This window comes from Pedobacter sp. AC464 (assembly GCF_979253075.1).
Genome location: NZ_CEEDBV010000001.1, coordinates 1,802,154 through 1,822,815 on the forward strand (window position 1 = coordinate 1,802,154; position 20,662 = coordinate 1,822,815).

The 20,662-nt window shown below is 38.7% G+C and carries 23 protein-coding genes; 12 read left to right on the forward strand and 11 right to left on the reverse strand.

Features of this window, described 5'->3' with window-relative positions; genetic code table 11:
- Positions 1-26: 26 nt before the first annotated feature.
- Positions 27-377, reverse strand: coding sequence for a 4Fe-4S dicluster domain-containing protein (locus AC0IWT_RS07675; protein ID WP_056871193.1), 351 nt, complete (start codon positions 375-377; stop codon positions 27-29).
- A gap of 79 nt (positions 378-456) precedes the next feature.
- Between AC0IWT_RS07675 and AC0IWT_RS07680 the strand changes: the two genes are divergently transcribed.
- From AC0IWT_RS07680 to dnaJ, 6 genes are all read left to right on the forward strand, one after another.
- Entirely contained in the window at positions 457-1,476 is a 1,020-nt protein-coding gene (locus AC0IWT_RS07680; protein WP_471796699.1) for an acyl-CoA reductase, read from the forward strand.
- Positions 1,477-1,537: 61 nt separating this feature from the next.
- Positions 1,538-3,448, forward strand: coding sequence for a T9SS type B sorting domain-containing protein (locus tag AC0IWT_RS07685; protein WP_471796700.1), 1,911 nt, complete (start codon positions 1,538-1,540; stop codon positions 3,446-3,448).
- Between the two features lie 46 nt (positions 3,449-3,494).
- On the forward strand, positions 3,495-3,698 hold the full coding sequence (locus AC0IWT_RS07690) for a hypothetical protein (RefSeq protein ID WP_056871196.1): 204 nt from the start codon (positions 3,495-3,497) through the stop codon (positions 3,696-3,698).
- Between the two features lies 1 nt (position 3,699).
- The gene (locus tag AC0IWT_RS07695) at positions 3,700-4,383 is read left to right on the forward strand and encodes a cell division ATP-binding protein FtsE (RefSeq protein ID WP_056871197.1); all 684 of its coding nucleotides are present in this window, start codon (positions 3,700-3,702) and stop codon (positions 4,381-4,383) included.
- A 206-nt stretch (positions 4,384-4,589) separates the two neighbouring features.
- The gene (locus AC0IWT_RS07700; RefSeq protein WP_056871198.1) at positions 4,590-5,171 is read left to right on the forward strand and encodes a nucleotide exchange factor GrpE; all 582 of its coding nucleotides are present in this window, start codon (positions 4,590-4,592) and stop codon (positions 5,169-5,171) included.
- Between the two features lie 87 nt (positions 5,172-5,258).
- Positions 5,259-6,425 carry a molecular chaperone DnaJ gene (gene dnaJ / locus AC0IWT_RS07705; RefSeq protein WP_056871199.1) on the forward strand — a complete coding sequence of 389 codons (1,167 nt, stop codon included), beginning with the start codon at positions 5,259-5,261 and terminating at the stop codon, positions 6,423-6,425.
- 70 nt (positions 6,426-6,495) lie between these two features.
- Here dnaJ and AC0IWT_RS07710 read toward each other — a convergent pair whose 3' ends face one another.
- A complete protein-coding gene (locus AC0IWT_RS07710; protein ID WP_471796701.1) occupies positions 6,496-7,341 on the reverse strand; it encodes a DUF6882 domain-containing protein in 846 nt (281 codons plus the stop codon).
- Positions 7,342-7,774: 433 nt separating this feature from the next.
- Here AC0IWT_RS07710 and AC0IWT_RS07715 point away from each other — a divergent pair, with 433 nt between their 5' ends.
- The 5 genes from AC0IWT_RS07715 to AC0IWT_RS07735 all read left to right on the forward strand — a co-directional run bounded on the left by AC0IWT_RS07715 (position 7,775) and on the right by AC0IWT_RS07735 (position 12,694).
- A complete protein-coding gene (locus AC0IWT_RS07715) occupies positions 7,775-8,518 on the forward strand; it encodes a DUF72 domain-containing protein (RefSeq protein ID WP_471796702.1) in 744 nt (247 codons plus the stop codon).
- 186 nt (positions 8,519-8,704) lie between these two features.
- Complete coding sequence (locus AC0IWT_RS07720) at positions 8,705-9,601, forward strand: ABC transporter ATP-binding protein (RefSeq protein WP_471796703.1); 897 nt, start codon at positions 8,705-8,707, stop codon at positions 9,599-9,601.
- A 3-nt stretch (positions 9,602-9,604) separates the two neighbouring features.
- Positions 9,605-10,945, forward strand: coding sequence for an ABC transporter permease (locus AC0IWT_RS07725; RefSeq protein WP_471796704.1), 1,341 nt, complete (start codon positions 9,605-9,607; stop codon positions 10,943-10,945).
- A 115-nt stretch (positions 10,946-11,060) separates the two neighbouring features.
- Positions 11,061-11,777: an SDR family NAD(P)-dependent oxidoreductase gene (locus tag AC0IWT_RS07730; protein WP_056871204.1), complete on the forward strand. Its 717-nt coding sequence runs from the start codon at positions 11,061-11,063 to the stop codon at positions 11,775-11,777.
- Positions 11,778-11,779: 2 nt separating this feature from the next.
- The gene (locus AC0IWT_RS07735; RefSeq protein WP_471796705.1) at positions 11,780-12,694 is read left to right on the forward strand and encodes a Ppx/GppA phosphatase family protein; all 915 of its coding nucleotides are present in this window, start codon (positions 11,780-11,782) and stop codon (positions 12,692-12,694) included.
- Here AC0IWT_RS07735 and AC0IWT_RS07740 read toward each other — a convergent pair.
- The 9 genes from AC0IWT_RS07740 to AC0IWT_RS07780 form a co-directional block, all read right to left on the reverse strand.
- The gene (locus AC0IWT_RS07740; protein ID WP_471796706.1) at positions 12,689-13,357 is read right to left on the reverse strand and encodes a carboxypeptidase-like regulatory domain-containing protein; all 669 of its coding nucleotides are present in this window, start codon (positions 13,355-13,357) and stop codon (positions 12,689-12,691) included. The two genes, AC0IWT_RS07735 and AC0IWT_RS07740, sit on opposite strands and share 6 nt — an antisense overlap.
- A 67-nt stretch (positions 13,358-13,424) precedes the next feature.
- On the reverse strand, positions 13,425-13,988 hold the full coding sequence (locus AC0IWT_RS07745) for a Maf family protein (protein ID WP_471796707.1): 564 nt from the start codon (positions 13,986-13,988) through the stop codon (positions 13,425-13,427).
- A 74-nt stretch (positions 13,989-14,062) separates the two neighbouring features.
- The gene (locus AC0IWT_RS07750) at positions 14,063-14,449 is read right to left on the reverse strand and encodes a hypothetical protein (protein ID WP_471796708.1); all 387 of its coding nucleotides are present in this window, start codon (positions 14,447-14,449) and stop codon (positions 14,063-14,065) included.
- 212 nt (positions 14,450-14,661) lie between these two features.
- Positions 14,662-15,189 carry a KdsC family phosphatase gene (locus AC0IWT_RS07755; protein ID WP_471796709.1) on the reverse strand — a complete coding sequence of 176 codons (528 nt, stop codon included), beginning with the start codon at positions 15,187-15,189 and terminating at the stop codon, positions 14,662-14,664.
- A 70-nt stretch (positions 15,190-15,259) separates the two neighbouring features.
- Positions 15,260-15,505 carry a Fe-S cluster assembly protein IscX gene (gene iscX, locus AC0IWT_RS07760; RefSeq protein ID WP_047797582.1) on the reverse strand — a complete coding sequence of 82 codons (246 nt, stop codon included), beginning with the start codon at positions 15,503-15,505 and terminating at the stop codon, positions 15,260-15,262.
- Positions 15,506-15,590: 85 nt separating this feature from the next.
- Entirely contained in the window at positions 15,591-15,923 is a 333-nt protein-coding gene (locus AC0IWT_RS07765; RefSeq protein WP_471796710.1) for a 2Fe-2S iron-sulfur cluster-binding protein, read from the reverse strand.
- Between the two features lie 40 nt (positions 15,924-15,963).
- The gene (locus AC0IWT_RS07770; protein ID WP_471796711.1) at positions 15,964-16,728 is read right to left on the reverse strand and encodes a Rossmann-like and DUF2520 domain-containing protein; all 765 of its coding nucleotides are present in this window, start codon (positions 16,726-16,728) and stop codon (positions 15,964-15,966) included.
- 3 nt (positions 16,729-16,731) lie between these two features.
- The gene (locus AC0IWT_RS07775; protein WP_471796712.1) at positions 16,732-19,197 is read right to left on the reverse strand and encodes a heme lyase CcmF/NrfE family subunit; all 2,466 of its coding nucleotides are present in this window, start codon (positions 19,195-19,197) and stop codon (positions 16,732-16,734) included.
- A gap of 4 nt (positions 19,198-19,201) precedes the next feature.
- Entirely contained in the window at positions 19,202-19,636 is a 435-nt protein-coding gene (locus AC0IWT_RS07780; protein ID WP_056871212.1) for a cytochrome c maturation protein CcmE domain-containing protein, read from the reverse strand.
- Between the two features lie 344 nt (positions 19,637-19,980).
- On the opposite strand from AC0IWT_RS07780, the gene AC0IWT_RS07785 reads away from it, so the two are divergent.
- A complete protein-coding gene (locus AC0IWT_RS07785) occupies positions 19,981-20,661 on the forward strand; it encodes a hypothetical protein (RefSeq protein WP_471796713.1) in 681 nt (226 codons plus the stop codon).
- Position 20,662 lies beyond the last annotated feature (1 nt).

Here is a 20,662-nt window from a genome sequence, read left to right on the forward strand (position 1 = left end):
ATTTTATAATACTTTGGATATCAATGTTAATTCTCCTGGTGCAACCAAGCTTTTTTAGCAAGTAGTTCCTCTTCTGTTTCGCGAATATCTTCGTCATCTACGCAACAATCTACAGGGCAAACTGCTGCACACTGAGGCTCGTCATGAAATCCCTTGCATTCTGTGCACTTATCCGATACGATATAATAAACCTCATCAGAAACCGCTTCCTGAGCCGAATCTGCTTCAATTTGTTGATTACCAAAATCTATAACGCCTTCTAAATTTGTACCATCAGAAAAACGCCATGCAGTACCGGCATCATAAATTGCATTATTAGGGCATTCTGGTTCGCACGCCCCACAATTTATACACTCATCTGTTATTTTAATTGCCATGTCTTCGTCTAATTCTTTTGCTTAGTTTACCTTTGCAGCTGCAAATATAAGATATAATCAATTAATAATAATTCTAAATATGTCAGTTTTAACTCAGGAAAAAATAATTATCGCCTTCAAAAACCTAGGTAAATTTCTTGCCAGTTCAACTGATTCTTTAGAAAGTGTAATGTATTCGGCACAAAATGCCAATGCATGGTTTACCATAGAAAATGTTAAAAAATCTATAGCGTCGTTTGCAGAAATGTTAAATCCGGCAGATGTTGACGCGTGGTTTAAGGCTATAGAGCTCAGTGCTTCGCCAAAAAAAGTCGGATTAATACTGGCAGGTAACATTCCTATGGTTGGTTTGCACGATGTACTAAGCGTTCTTGCTACAGGGAATATAGCCCTGATAAAACTGTCATCTTCGGATGATAAACTAATAAAAGCAATTCTCGGACAACTCATTTTGATTGAACCCGGCTTTTCTGAAAAAATTGAGTATGTAGAGCGTTTAAAAGATTTTGATGCGGTAATTGCAACAGGCAGTAACAATTCATCCCGGTATTTTGATTATTATTTTGGCAAAGTGCCTAATATCATCAGAAAAAACCGCAACAGTGTTGCCGTGTTAACAGGGTCAGAATCTTTTGAGGATATACAAAACCTGGGTGCAGATGTTTTTGATTATTTCGGATTGGGTTGTAGAAACGTTTCAAAAATTTATTTCCCGAAAGGTTACGATATTGCAAATTTCTATGAGGGAATTGAACACTTTCAACCAATAATAAATCACTTCAAGTACAACAATAATTACGATTACAATAAATCAATTTACCTGGTAAATGCCGCCAAGCACTTTGATAATGGTTTTTTATTGCTCAAAGAGGATGAAAGTTTAACATCGCCACTTGCAGTTCTCTTTTATGAAGAATACGAAAGCCTGGCGAATGTTGAAGAAAAACTAACTGAAAAAGCAGTGCAAATTCAATGCATAATCACCAAGGCCCCATTAGCTGTAAAAACTTTTAATTTCGGCGAAAGCCAACATCCAAAACTTTGGGATTACGCAGATAATGTTGATACAATAGCATTTCTAAATGGGCTGAGAAGTTAGGTTCCGCATATTCGGCATTTCGGTTTTTTATTAAGATATTGCAGGAAATTGTTTCATCCCAATGCGCCTTCAAATCAGATTTTCCTTATTTCTGTTATTAATTTTCACGTTTAAAAATTTATCGGCACAGCAGGCCTGCGCCGGCGCACTTGGAGATCCGGTAATTAATATCGATTTCGGTTCAGGAACTTCTAATTTCAGCTCGCCGCTTAGCAGCATCAACACCAATTACAGGTTTTTAGCCGGAACGCCCAACGATGGGGAATACACCATTGCAAAAAGTACGAACGGAATGCACAGTGGCGTAGGTTGGCATCAAATTCCCAACCATACTCCCGGAGATTCTAACGGCTATATGATGGTAGTTAACGCTTCTAACAACCCCGGAATCTTCTATCAGGCAGCTATCCCAAATCTCTGTCCTGGAACAACCTACGAGTTTGCAGCCTGGATTATAAATTTGCTAAATTACTCAGGGATAAAGCCGAACATTACCTTTTCCATTGAAACAACTGCGGGTGTAGTACTGCAAAGTTATAACACAGGCGACATTCCTGATGGTCCATCGCCAAACTGGGTGCAGTACGCAACAACATTTAAAACCACCGCTCAAACAGATTTGATATTAAAAATAACCAACAACGGGCCAGGCGGAAACGGCAATGACATTGCTTTAGATGACATTACCTTCAGGGCATGCGGACCAACGATAACGCCATCCATAAACAGTGGCTCTGCCAATATATCGGTTTGTGAGGGCGTTACAGACAGCTATAATTTAAATGCAGAGGTATCTGCAGGCTATGCAGATCCGGTATTTCAATGGCAGGTAAATTCGGGTACAACGTGGACAGATTTACCCGGAGAAACTTCGAAGCAAACCACAGTAAATCTGGTAAATGCAAGTAAAGGAATTTATCAGTATCGTCTGGTCGCTGCTGAGCGGCAGAATATTGCCTCGGTGAATTGCAGAGTTGCTTCTGCACCTTTGGTAATCAATGTTAACGCGAAGCCAAATACCATTGCAAGTACCAACGGCCCCGTTTGTATAGGTGCAAACATTCAGCTTTCAGCTACTGAAGGCGCAACCTTTAGCTGGTCTGGTCCAAATAATTTCACATCAACAGATAAATCGCCTTTAATTAACAATGCGCAATTAAATATGGCTGGCGTTTACACCGTAACCGCTACACTAAACGGTTGTACAAGTACTTCCACAACTACCTTACAGGTTCTCGAGCCGATAGATGCGGCTACGAGCTTGACTAAAGCCTTCACTTGCCAGAATAATCCGATTCAATTAATGGCGAGCGGAGGAACAACTTACCGCTGGCTCCCGGTTGATGGGCTTTCAGACCCAAATATTGCGAATCCGATTGCATCACCAAAGGAAACAACCATTTATACCGTAACGGTTTCAAATGGCGGCTGTTCTGCTACGGCCACTGTTGAAGTTAACATCATTAAAAATGCAGTTGCAGATGCAGGTGCCGATTTGAAAATTTTGACTGGTCAGCCTGTAACGTTGGGCGGAAAAGTTTCCGGCGATAATGTTACCTATTTCTGGACCCCAGCTGATTATCTTGACAACCCTACCAAGCTGAATCCTGTTGCCACGCCGCCGTTCGATATCACCTACACGCTTCATGCGGAATCAAATTCGGGTTGTCTTAGCACATCTGACGATGTTTTTGTTAAAGTATACCCAAAAATTGTTATCCCAAATTCCTTTACGCCGAATGGCGACGGGATAAATGATACCTGGACAATTCCGGCAGCCGAGGCTTTTCCTAACGCAAAAGTTAGAATTGTAAACAGAACCGGAAGTCTCCTCTACCAAAGTAATGGCGTTTATAAACCCTGGGATGGAAAATTTGAAGGCAAAGATCTTCCCGTTGGAACTTATTACTACACCATTTATTTTAACGAAGATTTCGACATGTTCTCCGGCTGGATTTTCTTAACGCGATAATCTTTTGCCTTTCAGCTTTCAGCTTAAATAGCTATTTTTGGACACAATGTACATTATTAAGGTAAAAGGCATCGCCAAAATTCCCGATTACGTTCAGCTAAGGGATGATAAGTTTACTTTGCTTGCTTATTTTAGGGTTGATAGACCTGACAAATCTTTAGATAAACTGGGACTTGGCGACAAATTAGACTATATAATGCAAATGGTAAAGGATTTGCCTTTTGGGCAGATTGCTAAATTAGATATATAAAATGGCAGAAAACGCAGTAATTCATTTAAACAGTGTTGATGTGTTTCAACAGAAACACCTGGTACTCTCAAGCGTAAATTTACATATAGAAAAGGGCGAATTTGTTTTTCTTATCGGACAAACAGGTTCAGGAAAAAGTAGCTTACTAAAAATATTATACGGCGATTTACACATTGGTAGCGGTAATGGAAATATTGCCGGTTTCGATTTAAAAGATTTAAAAGAAAGCCAGGTTCCGTTTTTACGTCGAAAGCTAGGTGTAGTTTTTCAGGATTTTCAATTGCTTACCGACCGTACAATCGAAAAAAACCTGGAGTTTGTTTTAAAAGCAACCGGATGGAAAGATGCAAATCTGATTAACGAACGGATAAAAGACGTACTTGATAAAGTTGGTTTACGCTCTAAAATAAAGAAAATGCCGCACGAAATTTCTGGTGGCGAACAGCAACGTATCGTAATTGCCAGGGCACTCCTTAACGACCCCGAAATTATACTCGCCGATGAGCCAACCGGCAATCTCGATCCTGAAACCTCGGAAGAAATTGTTACCCTTTTAAAACAGATTAGCCAAAACGGCACTGCGGTTTTAATGGCTACGCATGATTACCACATCATCAGAACATTTCCTTCGCGTATTATTAAATGCGAAAGTGGTGTTGTGCATGAAGATGCACAAATAGTGTAACGGATTGAGCGTTTTACAAACCGTCGGATTTGCATAATAACCAAATCTGGATACCTGCTTCCCTCTGCCAAAATTGTGAATTGGAATACGCAATTCAACGTCCCCTGTCAATCTGTTCAGATAATTATTAATAACTCTGCCAGCTTGGCTGATTTACGTTTGTGGCAAAATAGTTGAGATTAGGACAAAAAAATCAGCATAATATTATGTTTAATAAGAAGAAAAATAACGATACAGAAGAAAATATAATGAATACTGAAAATTCATCAGAAAATACTGCACCTGAAAATGTAGAAAATGCTGATAACCAACAAGCTGCTGAGCAGGTTGAAGAACAAACCGCCGAGGAAAAATTACAAGGTGAAGTTCAGCAACTTAATGATAAATATTTACGCCTTTATGCCGAGTTTGACAATTACAAGCGCCGTACGCAAAAGGAACGCGTAGAGTTGTTACAAACTGCCGGAAAAGATGTTATTGTTTCGCTTTTACCTGTGTTGGATGATTTTGACAGAGCGTTAAAAGCGATGGAAACTGCTGCCGATGTAACGCCGGTTAAAGAAGGAATTTTATTGGTTAGCACCAAATTGAAAAACACGCTTGCCCAAAAAGGGCTGAAGGATGTGGAAAGTATTAATAAAGAGTTTAATACAGATTTTCACGAAGCAATTACCAATATCCCTGCACCTAGTGATGATTTGAAAGGTAAAGTTATTGATGAAGTGGAGAAAGGTTATACTTTAAACGATAATGTTATTCGCTTTGCCAAAGTGGTAGTAGGGGCATAAAATTAGGAATGATAAAATGAGTGGATGATGGAATGGTAAAACATTCGACATTTCGTTCATTCAAAATTCAATCATTTTAAAAAGAAGATGAGTAAAAGAGACTATTATGATGTGTTAGGCGTAACCAAAAGCGCCCCTGCCGAGGAGATAAAGAAGGCTTATCGTAAGATGGCTATTAAATATCACCCCGACAAAAATCCGGGTGATAAAGCCGCCGAAGATATGTTTAAGGAAGCTGCTGAAGCTTACGAAGTGCTGAGTAACCCGGAGAAAAAGCAACGTTATGATCAGTTTGGTCATGCCGGCGTTGGTAGCAGTGCCTCCGGAGGATACGGAGGTGGCAACATGAATATGGATGATATCTTCAGTAATTTTGGAGATATATTTGGCGGTCATAACCCATTCGAAAGCTTTTTTGGTGGCGGCGGTGGCGGTGGCCAGCAACGTGGTGGCCGCAGGGTTGCTAAAGGTTCCAACCTTCGCATTAAGGTTAAGTTAACGCTTGAGGAAATCGCCCATGGCGCAGAGAAAAAAATAAAAGTTAACAAGCTTGTTTCCTGCAAAACGTGTGATGGAACTGGCGCTAAAGATAAATCATCAGTAAGTACGTGTGGTACTTGCGGTGGCAGCGGACAAGTTCGTAGGGTAACAAACACCATTTTGGGGCAAATGCAAACTGCTTCTACCTGCCCTACCTGTAACGGCAGCGGCCAGCAAATTACAGCAAAATGTAATGTTTGCCATGGAGACGGAGTTGTACGCGGAGAAGAGACGATAACAATTAATATCCCTGCTGGTGTAAGTGAAGGCATGCAACTGAGCATGAGCGGAAAAGGAAATGCAGCACCAAACGGTGGCGTACCTGGCGATTTAATTATTCTTATTGAAGAAACGGCACATGAGACTTTAAAAAGAGAAGGCAATAATATTGTTTATGATTTACACTTAAGCTTTGCTGATGCAGCTTTAGGAATTAGCATTGAAGTGCCAACAATCGATGGTAAAGCTAAAATCAAAATCGACCCTGGTACTCAAAGCGGGAAACTTCTTCGTTTAAAAGGTAAAGGCTTACCTGAGGTTAACTCCTATAATAGAGGTGATGAAATTATTCACATAAACGTTTGGACACCGAAGGCTTTGAGCAGCGAGGAACGCAGCATTTTAGAAAAACTACGCGATTCAGCAAATTTTAAACCACAGCCAGGCAAAAATGAAAAAAGCTTTTTCGATAGAATGAAAGAGTACTTTGAATAGGTAAAAAGATAACAAAATAAAAAAACCGATGCGAAAGCCTCGGTTTTTTTATTTTCCGATATTTACATTATCAACCATTTAATCTGGTTAACGAATCATTTTTATCAAATTCTGCCGTAATTTTATTTAAGCCTTTAATACCGATAACACTATATTTATTTACAGTTGTTTGGTAGCCTTTTTCTTCTAAATAGAATTTCAAAGCAAGTTTATGGTTAATATCGAAATCAGAAATCAACTGCTTAAAAACATCTACGATCCGGCCAGTTTCATTTTTATCGGCTTCTTTGATGATGATATCATTTAGCGTGAAAACCATTGCCCCTTTGCCATAATCTGCTATGTAGTAACCGCTTGCTTTCATAATGCCCGACGCGGCCAACCCAATTAAATGCAAATCGATGTTTGACATTTCGAAATGTTCAGTTTTCAAAAAGTCAATGTCGTTAACTTGCCCATAGTTTTTGAGCTTAAAGGCATGGCCAAGAGCATCGCCTGCCATTTGGGCCTGTTTATTTGCCCAGGCCCATTCCCAGCTTTCAGCTGAACGTGAATACGAACCGAGAATTTGAAAGGGTATCACCAGTTCCTCGCCAAAATTAATTTCACAGCTAATCATATCAATACTCCAGCTATTGTCGCCGATTAACTCGGCCACATCCAACTGTTTATCGAAGGCAATGCCCCCAAATCTCTCTATAAGTTGCTGTTTCGATTTACAGAATTTAGGATATTTCATGGAAACAACCGTAGCCGGCTTAACTTCTTCCGAGCGGCTAAAAAGCTTCTTGAAAAAATTCATCTTCTCGGGAATTACTTCTTTTACCAAAGCATTGTAGCCTACACGAATACCATTGGACGAAGAATAAGATTCGGCCAGACTGCTATGTTCCGTATTTTTTACTTGTTGCAGCATAATTAATATTATTTAGGCTGTTAGATTTTTTAAACTGCCGGGCATTTAGCTTGGCTGCTCAAAATTTAAACCATTTCTATCTATCTAAATAGAATTGAAGGTAGATTTAATATAGGCATTAACAAAGTTAATTTTGTAAAAAGCTGACAAACAGGCTTTTAGCAGAGATTACATTTAGTTTAAGTTTCTATGAATCAGTTAGTTAACATATGTTGACAATTTTTTTTATTACATGAAACGTCTTATACAAAAAGCCGTATTTGGCGACCAATAGTAAGGTTTGCCAAAATTCAGGCTATTTAAATTGCTCTACCGATTCCTTTTCTCGGTTTCATCGGCGGTTAAGCCAAGGCTTTTCAGTTTGTGACGTTCGTTTAGAATGTCGTTCTTATTGCTAAAACGAACATTAATAAAGGGTTTTTGTTATAAAGTAATGAAATGGAGAATTGGATGTTCTGGGTTTTACTATCGGGAGTGGAAAGAAGAATTCTATCCGGCTGGCTTGGCGCAGAAAAATTGGTTTGCCTATTATTGTGAGCATTTTAACACGATTGAGATAAACTCAACTTTCTACAAAATGCCAACGCAAAAATCGTTCGCTAAATGGTATAACGAAAGTCCTAAAGATTTTCTATTTACCATAAAAGGCCCAAGGTTGATAACACACTACAAGCAATTTAAAGAATGTGAGACGTTACTTGCTGATTTCTACCTGGCAATTAACGAAGGTTTGAAAGAAAAATTAGGCTGTGTGCTTTTCCAGTTTCCACCAAAGTTTGCCTTTTCCGAAGAGCGGTATAATCTTTTGCTCGAAAATCTTGATCCGCAGTTCAAGAATGTGCTTGAGTTCAGAAACATTTCCTGGTTAGACGATGAAATTTTAGCACGATTTACTGCTGATAATATAACAATTAGTGGACAAAATTATCCTTCGCCCCTACCCAATACAGTTATAAAAACTTCAAATACGTTATATTATCGTTTTCACGGCAACCCTGTGTTGTACAAATCTGAATACGAATTAGGCATTATAGAAGACTTTGCTAAGCAATTAACCAATAAGGCACAAGATGTTTTTGTATATTTTAATAACACCTGGGGCGTTGGCGCCATTCGTAATGCTAAACAATTGCAACAATTGGTAAGCACTGGAAATGGAGCTGCCATAGTGAAATAAACCTGATTGAGCGGAAATACTTTTTGCAGCACCAACAATAATTTCCAGCTTACCATAACAAAAAGATTGCAGTGAAAGCAGGACTGAATTAACCGAAGCGCTGGGGTTTGGCTTTTCAAAAAACATTTAACATTTGTAACCTTTTTTGCTTTTTTACGACTAACAGTTATAACTAGAACATTAACTATGCTTAGCGTAAGAAATATTGTAAAACAATACGCAAATCATTTGGCGCTCAACGATGTGAGTCTGGAAGTAGAAAAAGGCAAAATTTTCGGACTCCTCGGCCCAAACGGTGCCGGAAAAACCTCCCTGATTAGAATTATTACTCAAATTACCGCCCCGGATAGTGGCGAGGTAATTTTTAATGGAAAGAAATTAAATTCTGACCATATAAACCAAATCGGTTACCTGCCCGAAGAGCGTGGTCTGTACAAAAAAATGGAGATTGGCGAACAGGTACTTTACCTTTCTAAACTGAAAGGATTAAGCACCGCAGAAGCCACCAAACGTATTAAATTCTGGTTTGATAAGCTGGAAATGGGTAGCTGGTGGAATAAAAAAGTGGAAGATTTGAGCAAAGGGATGCAACAGAAAGTTCAGTTTGTTGCAACTGTACTCCACAATCCGGAATTGATTATACTCGACGAACCTTTCTCTGGCTTCGACCCGGTTAATGCCGATTTAATTAAAAATGAAATTCTTGAGCTGAATGCGCAGGGTACTACTTTCATTTTTTCGACACACCGAATGGAGAGCGTTGAAGAGCTTTGCGATAACATTGCATTGATTGATAAATCGAAGAAAATTTTAGATGGCGCTGTTGATGACATTAAAGCCGGATACCGAAATAATACCTACAAGATTGAATACAAGGGCGACGCAGATTTTAGTGACTCGGCGATTTTTGATGTAATTGAGCTAACGCAAACCAAGAACGGTAAATGCCTGAAATTTAAGTTAAAAGGAAATTTTGTGGTTAACGATGTACTGAATATGATGATTTCGAAGGTGCAAATTAATCATTTAGAGGAAGTTATACCAAGTATGAACGATATTTTTATTGAACGTGTTAGAAAATAGGTTATGAACAAAATTTTACTGATTATTCGCCGGGAATATTTATCGAGGGTTAGAAAAAAATCGTTTATTATAATGACTTTTTTAACACCACTGATTATTGCAGGTTTTTATGGCTTGATAATTTACTTTTCTATCAAAGGAATTAATGATAAAACGGATAAGGTTGCAGTTGTAAACGAAAATAAAACATTAAAAGAAAACCTCGTTTCCAATAAAAATGTAACGTTCGAATATGTAAACGACTCTTTTGAGCATTTGAAGAAAAATCTGACAAAAAGCCGTTACGATTACATTTTATACCTGCCCGATTTTGACATTGAGCATCCAAAAGGTATAGAATTAATCGGTACCAAACAAGCCGGCCTTACACTGGACGGTAGGATATCGGATTCGATAGAAGACCTAATCCGAGATTACAAGCTTAAAAAATCTGGCATTTCGCAAACCGATTTAGACAACCTTAAAAGTAAGGTAACCATTAATACCAAAAAGATTGGCGATAAAGGCGAAGAAGAAAATAGTAGTGCCGGCGCCAGTACAATTATTGCTTTTGTTGCGGGTGTGCTGATGTTTATGTTCATTATGCTTTACGGGGTGCAGGTAATGAGAGGGGTTATTGAAGAAAAAACAAGCAGAATTATAGAGATAATGATTTCTTCTGTAAAGCCTTTTCAATTAATGATGGGTAAAATTATCGGTATCGCCATGGTTGGCTTAACCCAGTTTTTATTGTGGATTGTGCTCACTTTTTCGATATCGGCCCTGGCGGTTACCGTATTTGTGAGCAAGGATGATGCAAAGAAAATGATTGCATCAAGTTCAACCGTAGCAGCTTCAAATCCCGGAGCACAACAAATTCAGGCAGCCGCCATTAGCGACGGGCCGCTTGGCAACGTGCAAAAAAGTATTCAGAACCTCGATTTAGGGAAAATTATATCGGTGTTTATTTTCTATTTTTTAGGAGGCTATCTTTTTTACAGCGCTCTGTACGCAGCTATCGGCTCTGCGGTAGACAGTGAAACGGAAACACAGCAATTTATGATGCCAGTGATGATGCCTCTGTTGCTTGGATACGCACTTTCGCTGAGTGTGGTTACAAATGATCCATATGGAAAAGTGGCTTTCTGGCTTTCGATGATTCCTTTTACCTCGCCGATTGCAATGGTTGTAAGGCTGCCCTATGGCGTACCAGGTTGGGAACTAGCCTTATCAATGATTATTTTAGTTATCGGTTTTGTTGGAACAGTATGGTTTGCTGCGAGGATTTATCGTGTGGGCATTTTAATGTATGGTAAAAAGGCAAGCTTTAAAGAAATGGTTAAATGGTTTTGGCACAAAGGCTAGAACAACAAAATGGAATATAAATAAATTAATATATTGATATATAACCAGTTACAAATATACGTTTTTTCTGATTTAAGGTCGATTTTATTACCTTTGCCAAACCTATTCAACACAATTGAAAAAAGCAATCATCATTGGTGCCACCTCAGGCATCGGCAGGGAGTTGGCAGTTCGAATGTCGGCCGCCAACTATAAAATTGGTGTAACTGGCAAGCGCCAAACATTGATTAATGAGTTGGAAAACTTAAATTCTGAACGCATTTTTGGCTCTTGTTTCGATGTAAATGATGACGTGAATTTAATTGAAAACCTAACAGAATTAATTGAGCGATTAGGTGGTTTTGATATTTTAGTTTACAGTGCCGGTTACGGTGAGATAAATGAAGACCTCGATTCACAAATTGAACAAGATACCATAAATACCAATGTACGTTCTTTCACAAATGTATTAACCTGGACTTTCGCTTATTTTCAAAAGCAAGGTTACGGGCAGATTGCTGCGATTACATCAGTAGCCGGCTTGCGTGGAAACGACAAATCGCCGGCGTACAGTGCCTCTAAAGCCTATCAAATTAACTATTTGGAAAGCTTGTCGCGAAAATCGTCGAAGTTTAAACTCGGCATAAATATTTTAGATATCAGGCCAGGTTACGTTGACACTTCAATGGCCAAGGGCGACAATTTATTTTGGGTTACACCGGTAAGAAAGGCAGCTAAACAAATTATTGAAGGCATAGAGCGCAAAGCGGATGTAATTTATGTTAGTAAAAGATGGCGTTTGTTTGGATGGACATCCAAAATTTTACCACGATATTTGATTAAAAAAATTTAATTATGCGTTTCGCTATTATCGATTTAGGCACAAACACGTTCCACCTTCTTATTGCGGAAGCAAACAATAAAAGTTTCGAAATTTTATACAAAACAAATAAGCCTGTAAAGTTGGGAGAAGGCAGGATAAATGATAACATCATCATTCCTTCCGCTTTTGAACGGGGCATCTCGGCACTTAAAGAATTTCGTGAAACGATTGATGGTTACCATGTGGATAAAGTGAGGGCTACCGCAACTTCAGCAGTTAGAAGCGCAAACAACGGCGGGGATTTTGTATCTGCGGTTAGGAAAGAAACAAATATCGAAATCGAAATAATTACCGGTGATGAAGAAGCAACGGCAATTTACGAAGGTGTAAAACTTAGTGGCGCAATTAATGATTTAGCCTTGATTATGGATATCGGTGGTGGAAGCGTAGAATTTATACTATGCGACACCGAGAAATTAATCTGGAAAAAAAGTTATAACATCGGCGCTGCACGCTTAATGCAAAAATATTTTAAATCTGACCCCATTTCCGCTGATGACAGTAATGCAATTATCCATCATGTTCAAAATGAACTCGCGGATTTATTTGAAATCTGCGAAAAATATAAACCCAGACTTTTAATCGGTTCTGCTGGTGCTTTTGAAACTTTCGCACAATTAATCATCAACAGGAAAAAGCTACCGGTTGATATTGCCAGCGAGAAAACATTCGAATTTGACTTCGATGAGTATATAGAAACTACCTTAAAACTAATTAATGCGACACACGAAGAGCGGGCGGCAATGCCTGGTATGATTCCCCTTCGCGTAGACATGAGCGTGATCGCAGCCCTTATCACCAATTATGTGATGGGCAGGTTACAGATAAATAGGTTAACGTTATCAACTTTCGATTTAAAAATGGGGATTTTGGCTGGATTACTATAAAAACCTTGTGCCTTTCTTAGTAAAACTTATCCGCCCAACTATCATTGGGTCCATACCTTTTAAAGTTAAATCGGCCTGCTTTTCAATCGATAAATTTACTTTCATGGAAGCTGAAAAACGCACGCTTTCTACAGAAAGCATTGCATCCTTCAACTCGGTTTTTGCATCTAAAGTGATCTGATAGCGTCCATTTTTATCTGTTAAAGCGAAATACCTGGTGTTGTTTAAAACAACTCTGATGCCGGAAAGTGGTTTTTTCGCGGCATCATATACATATCCATAAATTTTGCGCACACTTGCCGGCTTGGTGTCTGCTATCTTTTTGTATGCGGATATTTCGTTCGGGCAATTTGATGCAGACGCCATTACTTCGTGCGTGAAGAAACTTGCGGTAATAGCCAAAACGCCAATGTACTTGAGCCAATTTCTGTTTTTTGGGGCAACAACGAGATGATAATTTAATTGATTAAGCTGGCTTGGTGAAAGCCTACCACAAATTTGTGATGAGGTAGCGGCAAGTGTTTTAATAATTTCTGCATTGGTGTGTCCCGTAAAATCCGTAACATGTTTATTGCAGGAAATACAGAACCTACGCTCGCCATCGCTTTGCATAGCTTCCCAGTTTTCTGAACAAGGTTCTTCGATTTGTATGTCAGTTATCATGGCCTTCATCTGTTTACATTTAATTAGATGATGATGAAGTAACCTTATTTCCATACCTGGATGCAAATTAAATGAGCGCCAATAAGGCTCGATATAATTTTTCGGTTGGCAGTCCCATCACATTTGTGTACGAGCCGTTAATTTTTTCTACCACCACAAGTCCCCACCAATCTTGAATGCCGTAACTGCCTGCCTTATCGTAGGGTTTGTAATTATCAATATAAAAATCAATTTCCTGGCTCGAAACCGCTTTGCAGGTCACTTCGGTTACGTCATAAAATGATTGCACCTCACCATTTTTAACTATCGAAACGCCGGTGTAAACCTTGTGTTTAGCGCCTGATAATTTTTTCAGCATCTCCTGCGCATGAGCTCTGTTTTCAGGTTTTCCTAATATTTCGCCATTAAGGGCAACGATTGTATCAGCTGTAATAACCAGTTCATCACCGGCATTGAAGGCAATGGCTTTCTTTTCAGAAATATAAACTGCAATCTCTTCTGGCGCCAGGCCTTCAGGGTAACTTTCATCAACATCTTTCAATTCAACTTTAAAATTTAACCCCATTAGCTTAAGAAGTTCCTGTCGGCGGGGCGATTTTGAAGCGAGTATAATCGGCGTGTTTAGGATCATTTTATTAATTTTTCGCTAAAATAACAAAAGCGGCATAAAGCCGCTTTTGTTATTAGAATTATTTACGATAAGGACTATTTACCACCGCCATTCTGACGTGCTTCCATCGCTTTTTTACGCTCTTCTAAATAAGTCTTAAAAGTCGTTTTTTGCTCATCGGTTAAAACACCTTCGATTTTGGTATTTGTTTCACCCATCATCTTCATCATTTTCTCCCTCATACCAGATGCGTCACCACTTGCAGCTTCTCTCGCTTTAGCCATTTCTCCATTCTGAGCAGTGTAGATAGCTAAAACTTTCGTTTTCTGATCTTCGGTAAGTTTCAGCTTCTCAGCCAACTGGTCCGTATTTCTTTTTGCTCTTTCCTCTGGCGTACCACCCATACGGCCACCACCTTGCTGTGCATTTGCATAAGTTATTACGGAGAATAACAATGCACAAATCATCATTAATTTTTTCATGTTTTTGTGTTTTTTTGTTTCGAGTGCAAGGCTTTCGCCTGTCATTCATTTTTTGGTTGATTTTTAAGTTATTTGAATACCAAAATCACAAAAAGTTTAATTACATTTTTGTAACTAAACCGTTGCATTTAAAAAAGTACACAGCAGATAACTTACAGCCTAAAATTAGAACTAAACAGAAAAACTAGAATCTGGAAGTGTGAGGCCTAAGCCTATTTACCGGAATCGGAGGCGTTTGGATTTGCATCGAACCACTTTCCTTGCACTTTCATAACTTTTTCAATGATGTCTCGAACGGCAGCTTTACCACCATTATAAGGAGATATGAATGCAGAGATGGCTTTAATTTCTTCTACAGCATCAGCAGGGCAAGTTGGTAAGCCAACGAGTTTCATTACTTTCAAATCGGGTATGTCATCACCCATGTAAAGCACTTCGGCTGCTGTAATATTTTTATCAGCAATGAATTTCCTGAAAATTTCGACTTTATCTCCAGCGGCTAAAAAAACGTCGGTTATGCCTAAATTTAAAAAGCGTTTGGCCATCGCAACACCATCACCGCCAGAAATAATGCAAAGATTATAGCCTTTTTTAACGGCCAGTTGCATGGCGTAACCATCTTTAATATTAAAAGTTCGCAGAGATTGCCCGTTATCGGTAACCTGTACTGAACCATCGGTTAACACGCCATCAACATCAAAAATAAAGGTCGAAATGTCTTTTAGTTTTTGTAGAAACATTTTTATTGAAAATGGAAATGGCTAATACGTTTGTGAGCACACGAAGTTAATATGGAGTGATAACGGGAACTTAATCCTGATTGTCTCTCCACTCGTAAACCCAGGCCGATTGAATTTGCTCTAAATGGCCCTCATTACTTTCTTCGCGGGTACCTTTAAAGTTGGGCAAGGTGAGTACCCATTCTAACAAGTCGGTAAAACGGATGCGGTAAATTTTAGTTTCGCCAAACTCATCACCAAATTTTTCATATAAAGACATTGCAATGTCTTCATAGTCATTCCAATAAAAGGGTAAGGCAAATTTATCGTTATTCATGTATGTGTAGTTTGGTTATTTTTTTTAATGGATTAATCTGTTACCTGCTGATTTTTAATCGGGATAACAACGCTGATTTTTTAAATTAGTGGCCCATAAAGCCAGACTGGTCTGGGATGGTTACTTCAATATCGCCGTTAATAACCACACATTGGCATCCTAATCTGGAAGTGATTCTTGGTCGCACTGCTCTATCAATAAAATCCTCCTCTTTATCAGAGATTTCTTCGATGTTATCCATACCTTTTGTTACATAAACATGGCAGGTACTGCAACCGCAAACCCCACCGCAATTGTGTTGCAAATCGATTCCGTTGTCAAGGCACACATCCAATACAGACTCACCGGCAGCAATAGGTAACTCTAGCGCTTCGTGGTCTGCTTCTTCAAAATTTATTTTAAGTTTAAAAATGCTCATAATTATTTTGCAAAAGTAATAAGCAAAAGCGGCAATTATACTATTTATGTACTAATTTAATGCTATCACTTAATGTTTGATAAATTTCCTGCAATTCAGGCAGGTCTGCCAGCATTGTTAAATGCTTATTTATAGTGCCTTCGTCTTGCCGTATTGCCGGTCCGGTTTGCACATTCTCAGGTAAATCAGCCATTACTTTATCAGCCGTTTCGGCAATTAAAGGCCTAATGATGTCGAAATGCAAACCGTTTGCATTTAAAATCTGGCTGGCCAAAGCATACATATGATTGGTAAAATTACAGGCAAAAACTGCTGCCAAATGCAACACTTTACGTTTTTCACCATCCAGTTGGTAAACTTTATTGCTCAACCTGGTTGCTAGCAGTTGCAATAATTCAAGTTGGCTGGCTTCATTTGCTTCCAAACAAAGCGGTATAGTTTTAAAGTCGACGCTTTTCGTTTTGGAGAAGGTTTGCAAGGGGTAAAATACGCCGGCATGCTTAACTTCCGTGGATAACACTTTAATATCAGTTGTACCCGAGGTATGCACAACGAGGCCATTAACATCGGCAAGCTTTCTGGCAACTTCCACTATCGCATCATCTTTTACAGAGATGATATACAAATCTGCGCCGCTATCTATTTGAGCGAGGTTATTAATGTATGCTGAATCAACCCTATCGGCCAAAGCCTTTGCGTTTATCAAATTCGGACTGAAAACCTGCACTATATTTTCGCCAATCGCTTTCAAAGCCAAGGCTAAATGTGTGGCAACATTTCCCGAACCTAATAAAACTATATTCATGCTTTATGCAGTTTTAGCCTCTTTCCGACGTCTGAAAATCGACAGCAAGAAGCCTATAACCATAATAATTGTACCCGCCCAATACAAGTTAATGTAAGGAAATTCTATTGCCTTAAACACTACCCAGTCTTTAGCCTGTTGCGGTTTTTCGAAAATCTGCAACTCTACTTTCTTCTCATCCGGAAGCACTTTGGAAAAGCGGAACTTCAAATCAAGTTCATCAACCTTCCTCGCGAAATCAAAAGTGTTGTTGCCTTTAATTAAAAATATTGGCTCGGTGTCGTAGATTTTCCCCGCAGCATTAATTTCCAATGGCAATCCAACGGCAAAATCACCTTTTGCTAAAGCTAAATCCTTCGCCTTTGGCTGGTTATTTAACGCTTTTACAGTAATAATCCCGCTCGATGTGTGGATGGTATCTCCTGCAGCAACTTTTACAATGCGTGGTGCTTTGTAATTTTCATCATCAGAATGCCCTTCATGGTCATCATGCGAGGTCTTCTTAATTGCCGCACTCGTTATGTGCGTATACACATCGTAAGTTAAATAATGCTTGGTATCAGGCGAGGCTATTAAGCCCATTTTTTCATTATCCTGAACATGCGGATGCAGATTGAAATCTTCTTTCAGCTTGCCCTCATCATTATAAACCTTAAAATTAAGCGTATAAATAGTATTTGGTAACTGCGTGGTGTCGCTCACATAAGTTACAGTATACTTACCCATTCTTTTGGGTTCGTTCTTATACAACATAATGTTTTCACCAGGTTTTTCCGTTTTTTCAAAATCCTTAACCGGAATAAAATTATTCGCATTTATAGATATCGGCTTATTTGTAGCGGCCGAAATTAAGGCACCTAAAATAAGAAAGGCAAAACCGATGTGTGCAATTGCAGAGCCAGCTAATTTTGCCTTCCCGCCAAATGCTGTGTATAAAATTGTTGCATTAGAAAGTATCGCAAATAAACAACTGAACGTAATTAGAATGTACATCGTGTTTGTGTAAATTCCTGTTACGTAAACCAAACCAGCGGTTAAAACCGCGGCAAATAAAATTGCAGAAACCAAACTGCTGTAGAATTTGCGTGGGTCGGTTCTTTTGTATTTTAAATATTGAGAAAACCCTGAGATTAGCGTAATTAAAACTGCAAATGGTGCCTGCCATTGATTGTAATATTTTACAGCATCAATCGGGGGCGAAAATTTTGTACCGAAAGCCTTGTTGAATACCGGAACAGAGGTAGAAAAAATAACCTGAATACAGGCAATCGTTACTACAAGCGCACCAATAAACATCCAAAATTCCCGCGAATAGGTTTCTTCATCCTTTGTGGTAATAGGAAGTTCTTTCCACCTTTTAACAATCAAAAACACTGCTAAAACAGCGAACACAACATTATAAAGAATCAGGTGGCCGAACATGCCCATATCTGTGAATGAGTGCACAGATGTGTCACCTAAAATACCACTCCGGGTTAAAAAAGATGCATAAAGCACCAACAAAAAGCTTAAGAAAACCAGTGCAATTGCTGTAAAATAAGCATGACCAGTGTTTTTATAAGCGATCATAACGTGTACTGCACCAATTAGCGTTAACCATGGTATCAGTGATGCATTTTCAACGGGGTCCCACGCCCAGAAACCACCGAAGTTAAGTGCTTCATAAGCCCAGAAAGAACCCATGATAATCCCGGTTCCCAAAACCATAACGGCAAAAAGCGTCCACGGCATTGCAGGTTTAATCCATTCTTTATAGCGTTTTTGCCAAAGGGCCGCAATTCCGTAAGCGAAAGGAACAACCATACTCGCAAAACCTAAAAATAGCGTTGGCGGGTGGATAACCATCCAATAGTTTTGCAACAGCGGGTTTAAACCCCTTCCATCGGTTATAAATTTTAAATAATTAGCAAAGTTTTCAGGGTTGGCAAAAACGACCGGAGCCATTGATTTTAAATCAAGCGACTCTCTGAGCAAAATGAATGGCGAACTACCAATACGCTCACCAAAAATTTCTACACCAAGCATCATCGAGGTTAAAAACACTTGCGAGAATGCAACAACCGTCATTACCGGGCGCTCCCAGGTTTTGGCTTTCCAAATTAATAATGCACCTAAAAATGATTGCCAAAAAGCCCAAAGCCAAAAACTTCCTTCCTGCCCTTCCCAAAAAGCAGAAACAATATAATAAATAGGCAACTCTTTCGAAGAGTGCCAGTAAACGTAACTATACTCGTTGTAATGACCAAGAATGAGGTAAAAAAGAGTTGCACCAATACCAATGATACTCATCCAGTTGACCAGAAATCCAATTCTACCAAGGTTTCTCCAGGAATTATCTTCTAAATTTTTATCGCGACTGGCATAAAAATATGCGATAGTGGAAAGTAAAGATGCACTAAACGCCAGCACAATAAAAAACTGTCCGATTTTGCCCGGCAACAGGTTTTCGCCTATAAATTGAATATCCATTAAATTAGTTATATTTTTTCTCGCCGTACTTACCTACTTCATCAACCTTACCGTCTTTATTAATTTCAACAAGGTTATCGTTGTATTTAGACGGGCATTTCATTAAAATTTTCGAGGCATAAAATTTATCCTTGTCCATCCGGCCTATAAGAACCAGCTTCTCCGATTTTTCAAAATCCTGGGGTTTCGTACCATTGTAAACCACTTCGCGGATTTCGCCTTTTTCATCTTTCATGTGGAAAGAGAAATGATTGGCATCTTTCGCGGCATCATAGTATGTGCCTTGAGATTTATCCCAGTAACCCATTACGTGTTCTTCCTTTTGAGAAGCAGTTGCCTCCCTAAAATTTGAGTAAGTATCTGTATTCGCATTTAAACTGAATAAGATTCCAACCGAAATAGCAATGGTAATTAGACCAATTATTGCACTTTTTTTCATTGTATATGTTATTGTAAAAGCTGGCAACAAAGATAGAAAAATAGCCATAGCGAACGTTCTTTTACATTTTTCTTGTCTTTATATTGACAATTAGCTGATGGAATCCAGGATTTCTGCAAACCTTGAAAAATAATTTTTTTGGCGTTTTAACACGCTGTCCGCTTTATCTTTTTGGCAGAAAAAGCCAAAAAGGATGCCGCTTCCATCGTTAACGCACCCATCGCATAAAAAACATCAGTTGCACACACAAATCGATTCAAAGTTCAGGCATTATCATTAAGTTTGAGCCATTCAGGTAATTTATCATTTATAACAGGTGCCGTAAACCAAAATCACTAATATTTATGAACCTTAAACAGTTCTACAAACTCGTTCTATTTGCCTTTTTGATTCCTTTGTTTAGTTCCTGCTTCGAGGTTATTGAAGAAATTTCTATGCGAAACGATGGAACCGGAGATGTTGTACTTACCATTAATTTAAGCCAAAGCAGAACTAAAGTTGCATCAGTAATGCTTTTAGATAGCGTGCAGGGCTATAAAGTACCCAGCAAACAGAAGATTAAACAAGAACTGAGCGAGGCAGTTGCCTACCTCAAAAAATCTGAAGGAATATCAAATGTTAAAAGCAGCAGCGATTTCAATAATTATATTGCTACGATAAGCTTTACTTTTAAAGATGTTTCAAACATAAATAACATCACTAAAAACATTTTAGCCCGCCAAAAAATAAAAGCTACAAATACTTCGTCTTACAGCTTTAATAAAACCGGCAAAACATTTATAAGGAAATATCAACCGGTAGCCACTGCAAAAGCCGAATTTAATAAATTAAAGACTAAAGATAAAGCTGTTTTTAACGGCGCAACCTACACCAGTATTTACCGCTTCGAATCGCCGGTTACAAGTACCAGTAACCCGGCATCAAACGTGTCTAAATCTAAAAAAGCCGTGATGCTAAAAAGTAGCATAATGGATTTAATAAATGGAAAAACAAATGTTTCCAACCAAATACAACTATCTAAATAAA

Bases quoted from the DNA above. Each gene is read 5' to 3' on its own strand.
- AC0IWT_RS07675 (WP_056871193.1), bottom strand. From the start codon at position 377: ATGGCAATTAAAATAACAGATGAGTGTATAAATTGTGGGGCGTGCGAA.
- AC0IWT_RS07680 (WP_471796699.1), top strand. From the start codon at position 457: ATGTCAGTTTTAACTCAGGAAAAAATAATTATCGCCTTCAAAAACCTA.
- AC0IWT_RS07685 (WP_471796700.1), top strand. From the start codon at position 1,538: ATGCGCCTTCAAATCAGATTTTCCTTATTTCTGTTATTAATTTTCACG.
- AC0IWT_RS07690 (WP_056871196.1), top strand. From the start codon at position 3,495: ATGTACATTATTAAGGTAAAAGGCATCGCCAAAATTCCCGATTACGTT.
- AC0IWT_RS07695 (WP_056871197.1), top strand. From the start codon at position 3,700: ATGGCAGAAAACGCAGTAATTCATTTAAACAGTGTTGATGTGTTTCAA.
- AC0IWT_RS07700 (WP_056871198.1), top strand. From the start codon at position 4,590: ATGTTTAATAAGAAGAAAAATAACGATACAGAAGAAAATATAATGAAT.
- dnaJ (WP_056871199.1), top strand. From the start codon at position 5,259: ATGAGTAAAAGAGACTATTATGATGTGTTAGGCGTAACCAAAAGCGCC.
- AC0IWT_RS07710 (WP_471796701.1), bottom strand. From the start codon at position 7,341: ATGCTGCAACAAGTAAAAAATACGGAACATAGCAGTCTGGCCGAATCT.
- AC0IWT_RS07715 (WP_471796702.1), top strand. From the start codon at position 7,775: ATGAAATGGAGAATTGGATGTTCTGGGTTTTACTATCGGGAGTGGAAA.
- AC0IWT_RS07720 (WP_471796703.1), top strand. From the start codon at position 8,705: ATGCTTAGCGTAAGAAATATTGTAAAACAATACGCAAATCATTTGGCG.
- AC0IWT_RS07725 (WP_471796704.1), top strand. From the start codon at position 9,605: ATGAACAAAATTTTACTGATTATTCGCCGGGAATATTTATCGAGGGTT.
- AC0IWT_RS07735 (WP_471796705.1), top strand. From the start codon at position 11,780: ATGCGTTTCGCTATTATCGATTTAGGCACAAACACGTTCCACCTTCTT.
- AC0IWT_RS07740 (WP_471796706.1), bottom strand. From the start codon at position 13,357: ATGATAACTGACATACAAATCGAAGAACCTTGTTCAGAAAACTGGGAA.
- AC0IWT_RS07745 (WP_471796707.1), bottom strand. From the start codon at position 13,988: ATGATCCTAAACACGCCGATTATACTCGCTTCAAAATCGCCCCGCCGA.
- AC0IWT_RS07750 (WP_471796708.1), bottom strand. From the start codon at position 14,449: ATGAAAAAATTAATGATGATTTGTGCATTGTTATTCTCCGTAATAACT.
- AC0IWT_RS07755 (WP_471796709.1), bottom strand. From the start codon at position 15,189: ATGTTTCTACAAAAACTAAAAGACATTTCGACCTTTATTTTTGATGTT.
- iscX (WP_047797582.1), bottom strand. From the start codon at position 15,505: ATGAATAACGATAAATTTGCCTTACCCTTTTATTGGAATGACTATGAA.
- AC0IWT_RS07765 (WP_471796710.1), bottom strand. From the start codon at position 15,923: ATGAGCATTTTTAAACTTAAAATAAATTTTGAAGAAGCAGACCACGAA.
- AC0IWT_RS07770 (WP_471796711.1), bottom strand. From the start codon at position 16,728: ATGAATATAGTTTTATTAGGTTCGGGAAATGTTGCCACACATTTAGCC.
- AC0IWT_RS07775 (WP_471796712.1), bottom strand. From the start codon at position 19,197: ATGGATATTCAATTTATAGGCGAAAACCTGTTGCCGGGCAAAATCGGA.
- AC0IWT_RS07780 (WP_056871212.1), bottom strand. From the start codon at position 19,636: ATGAAAAAAAGTGCAATAATTGGTCTAATTACCATTGCTATTTCGGTT.
- AC0IWT_RS07785 (WP_471796713.1), top strand. From the start codon at position 19,981: ATGAACCTTAAACAGTTCTACAAACTCGTTCTATTTGCCTTTTTGATT.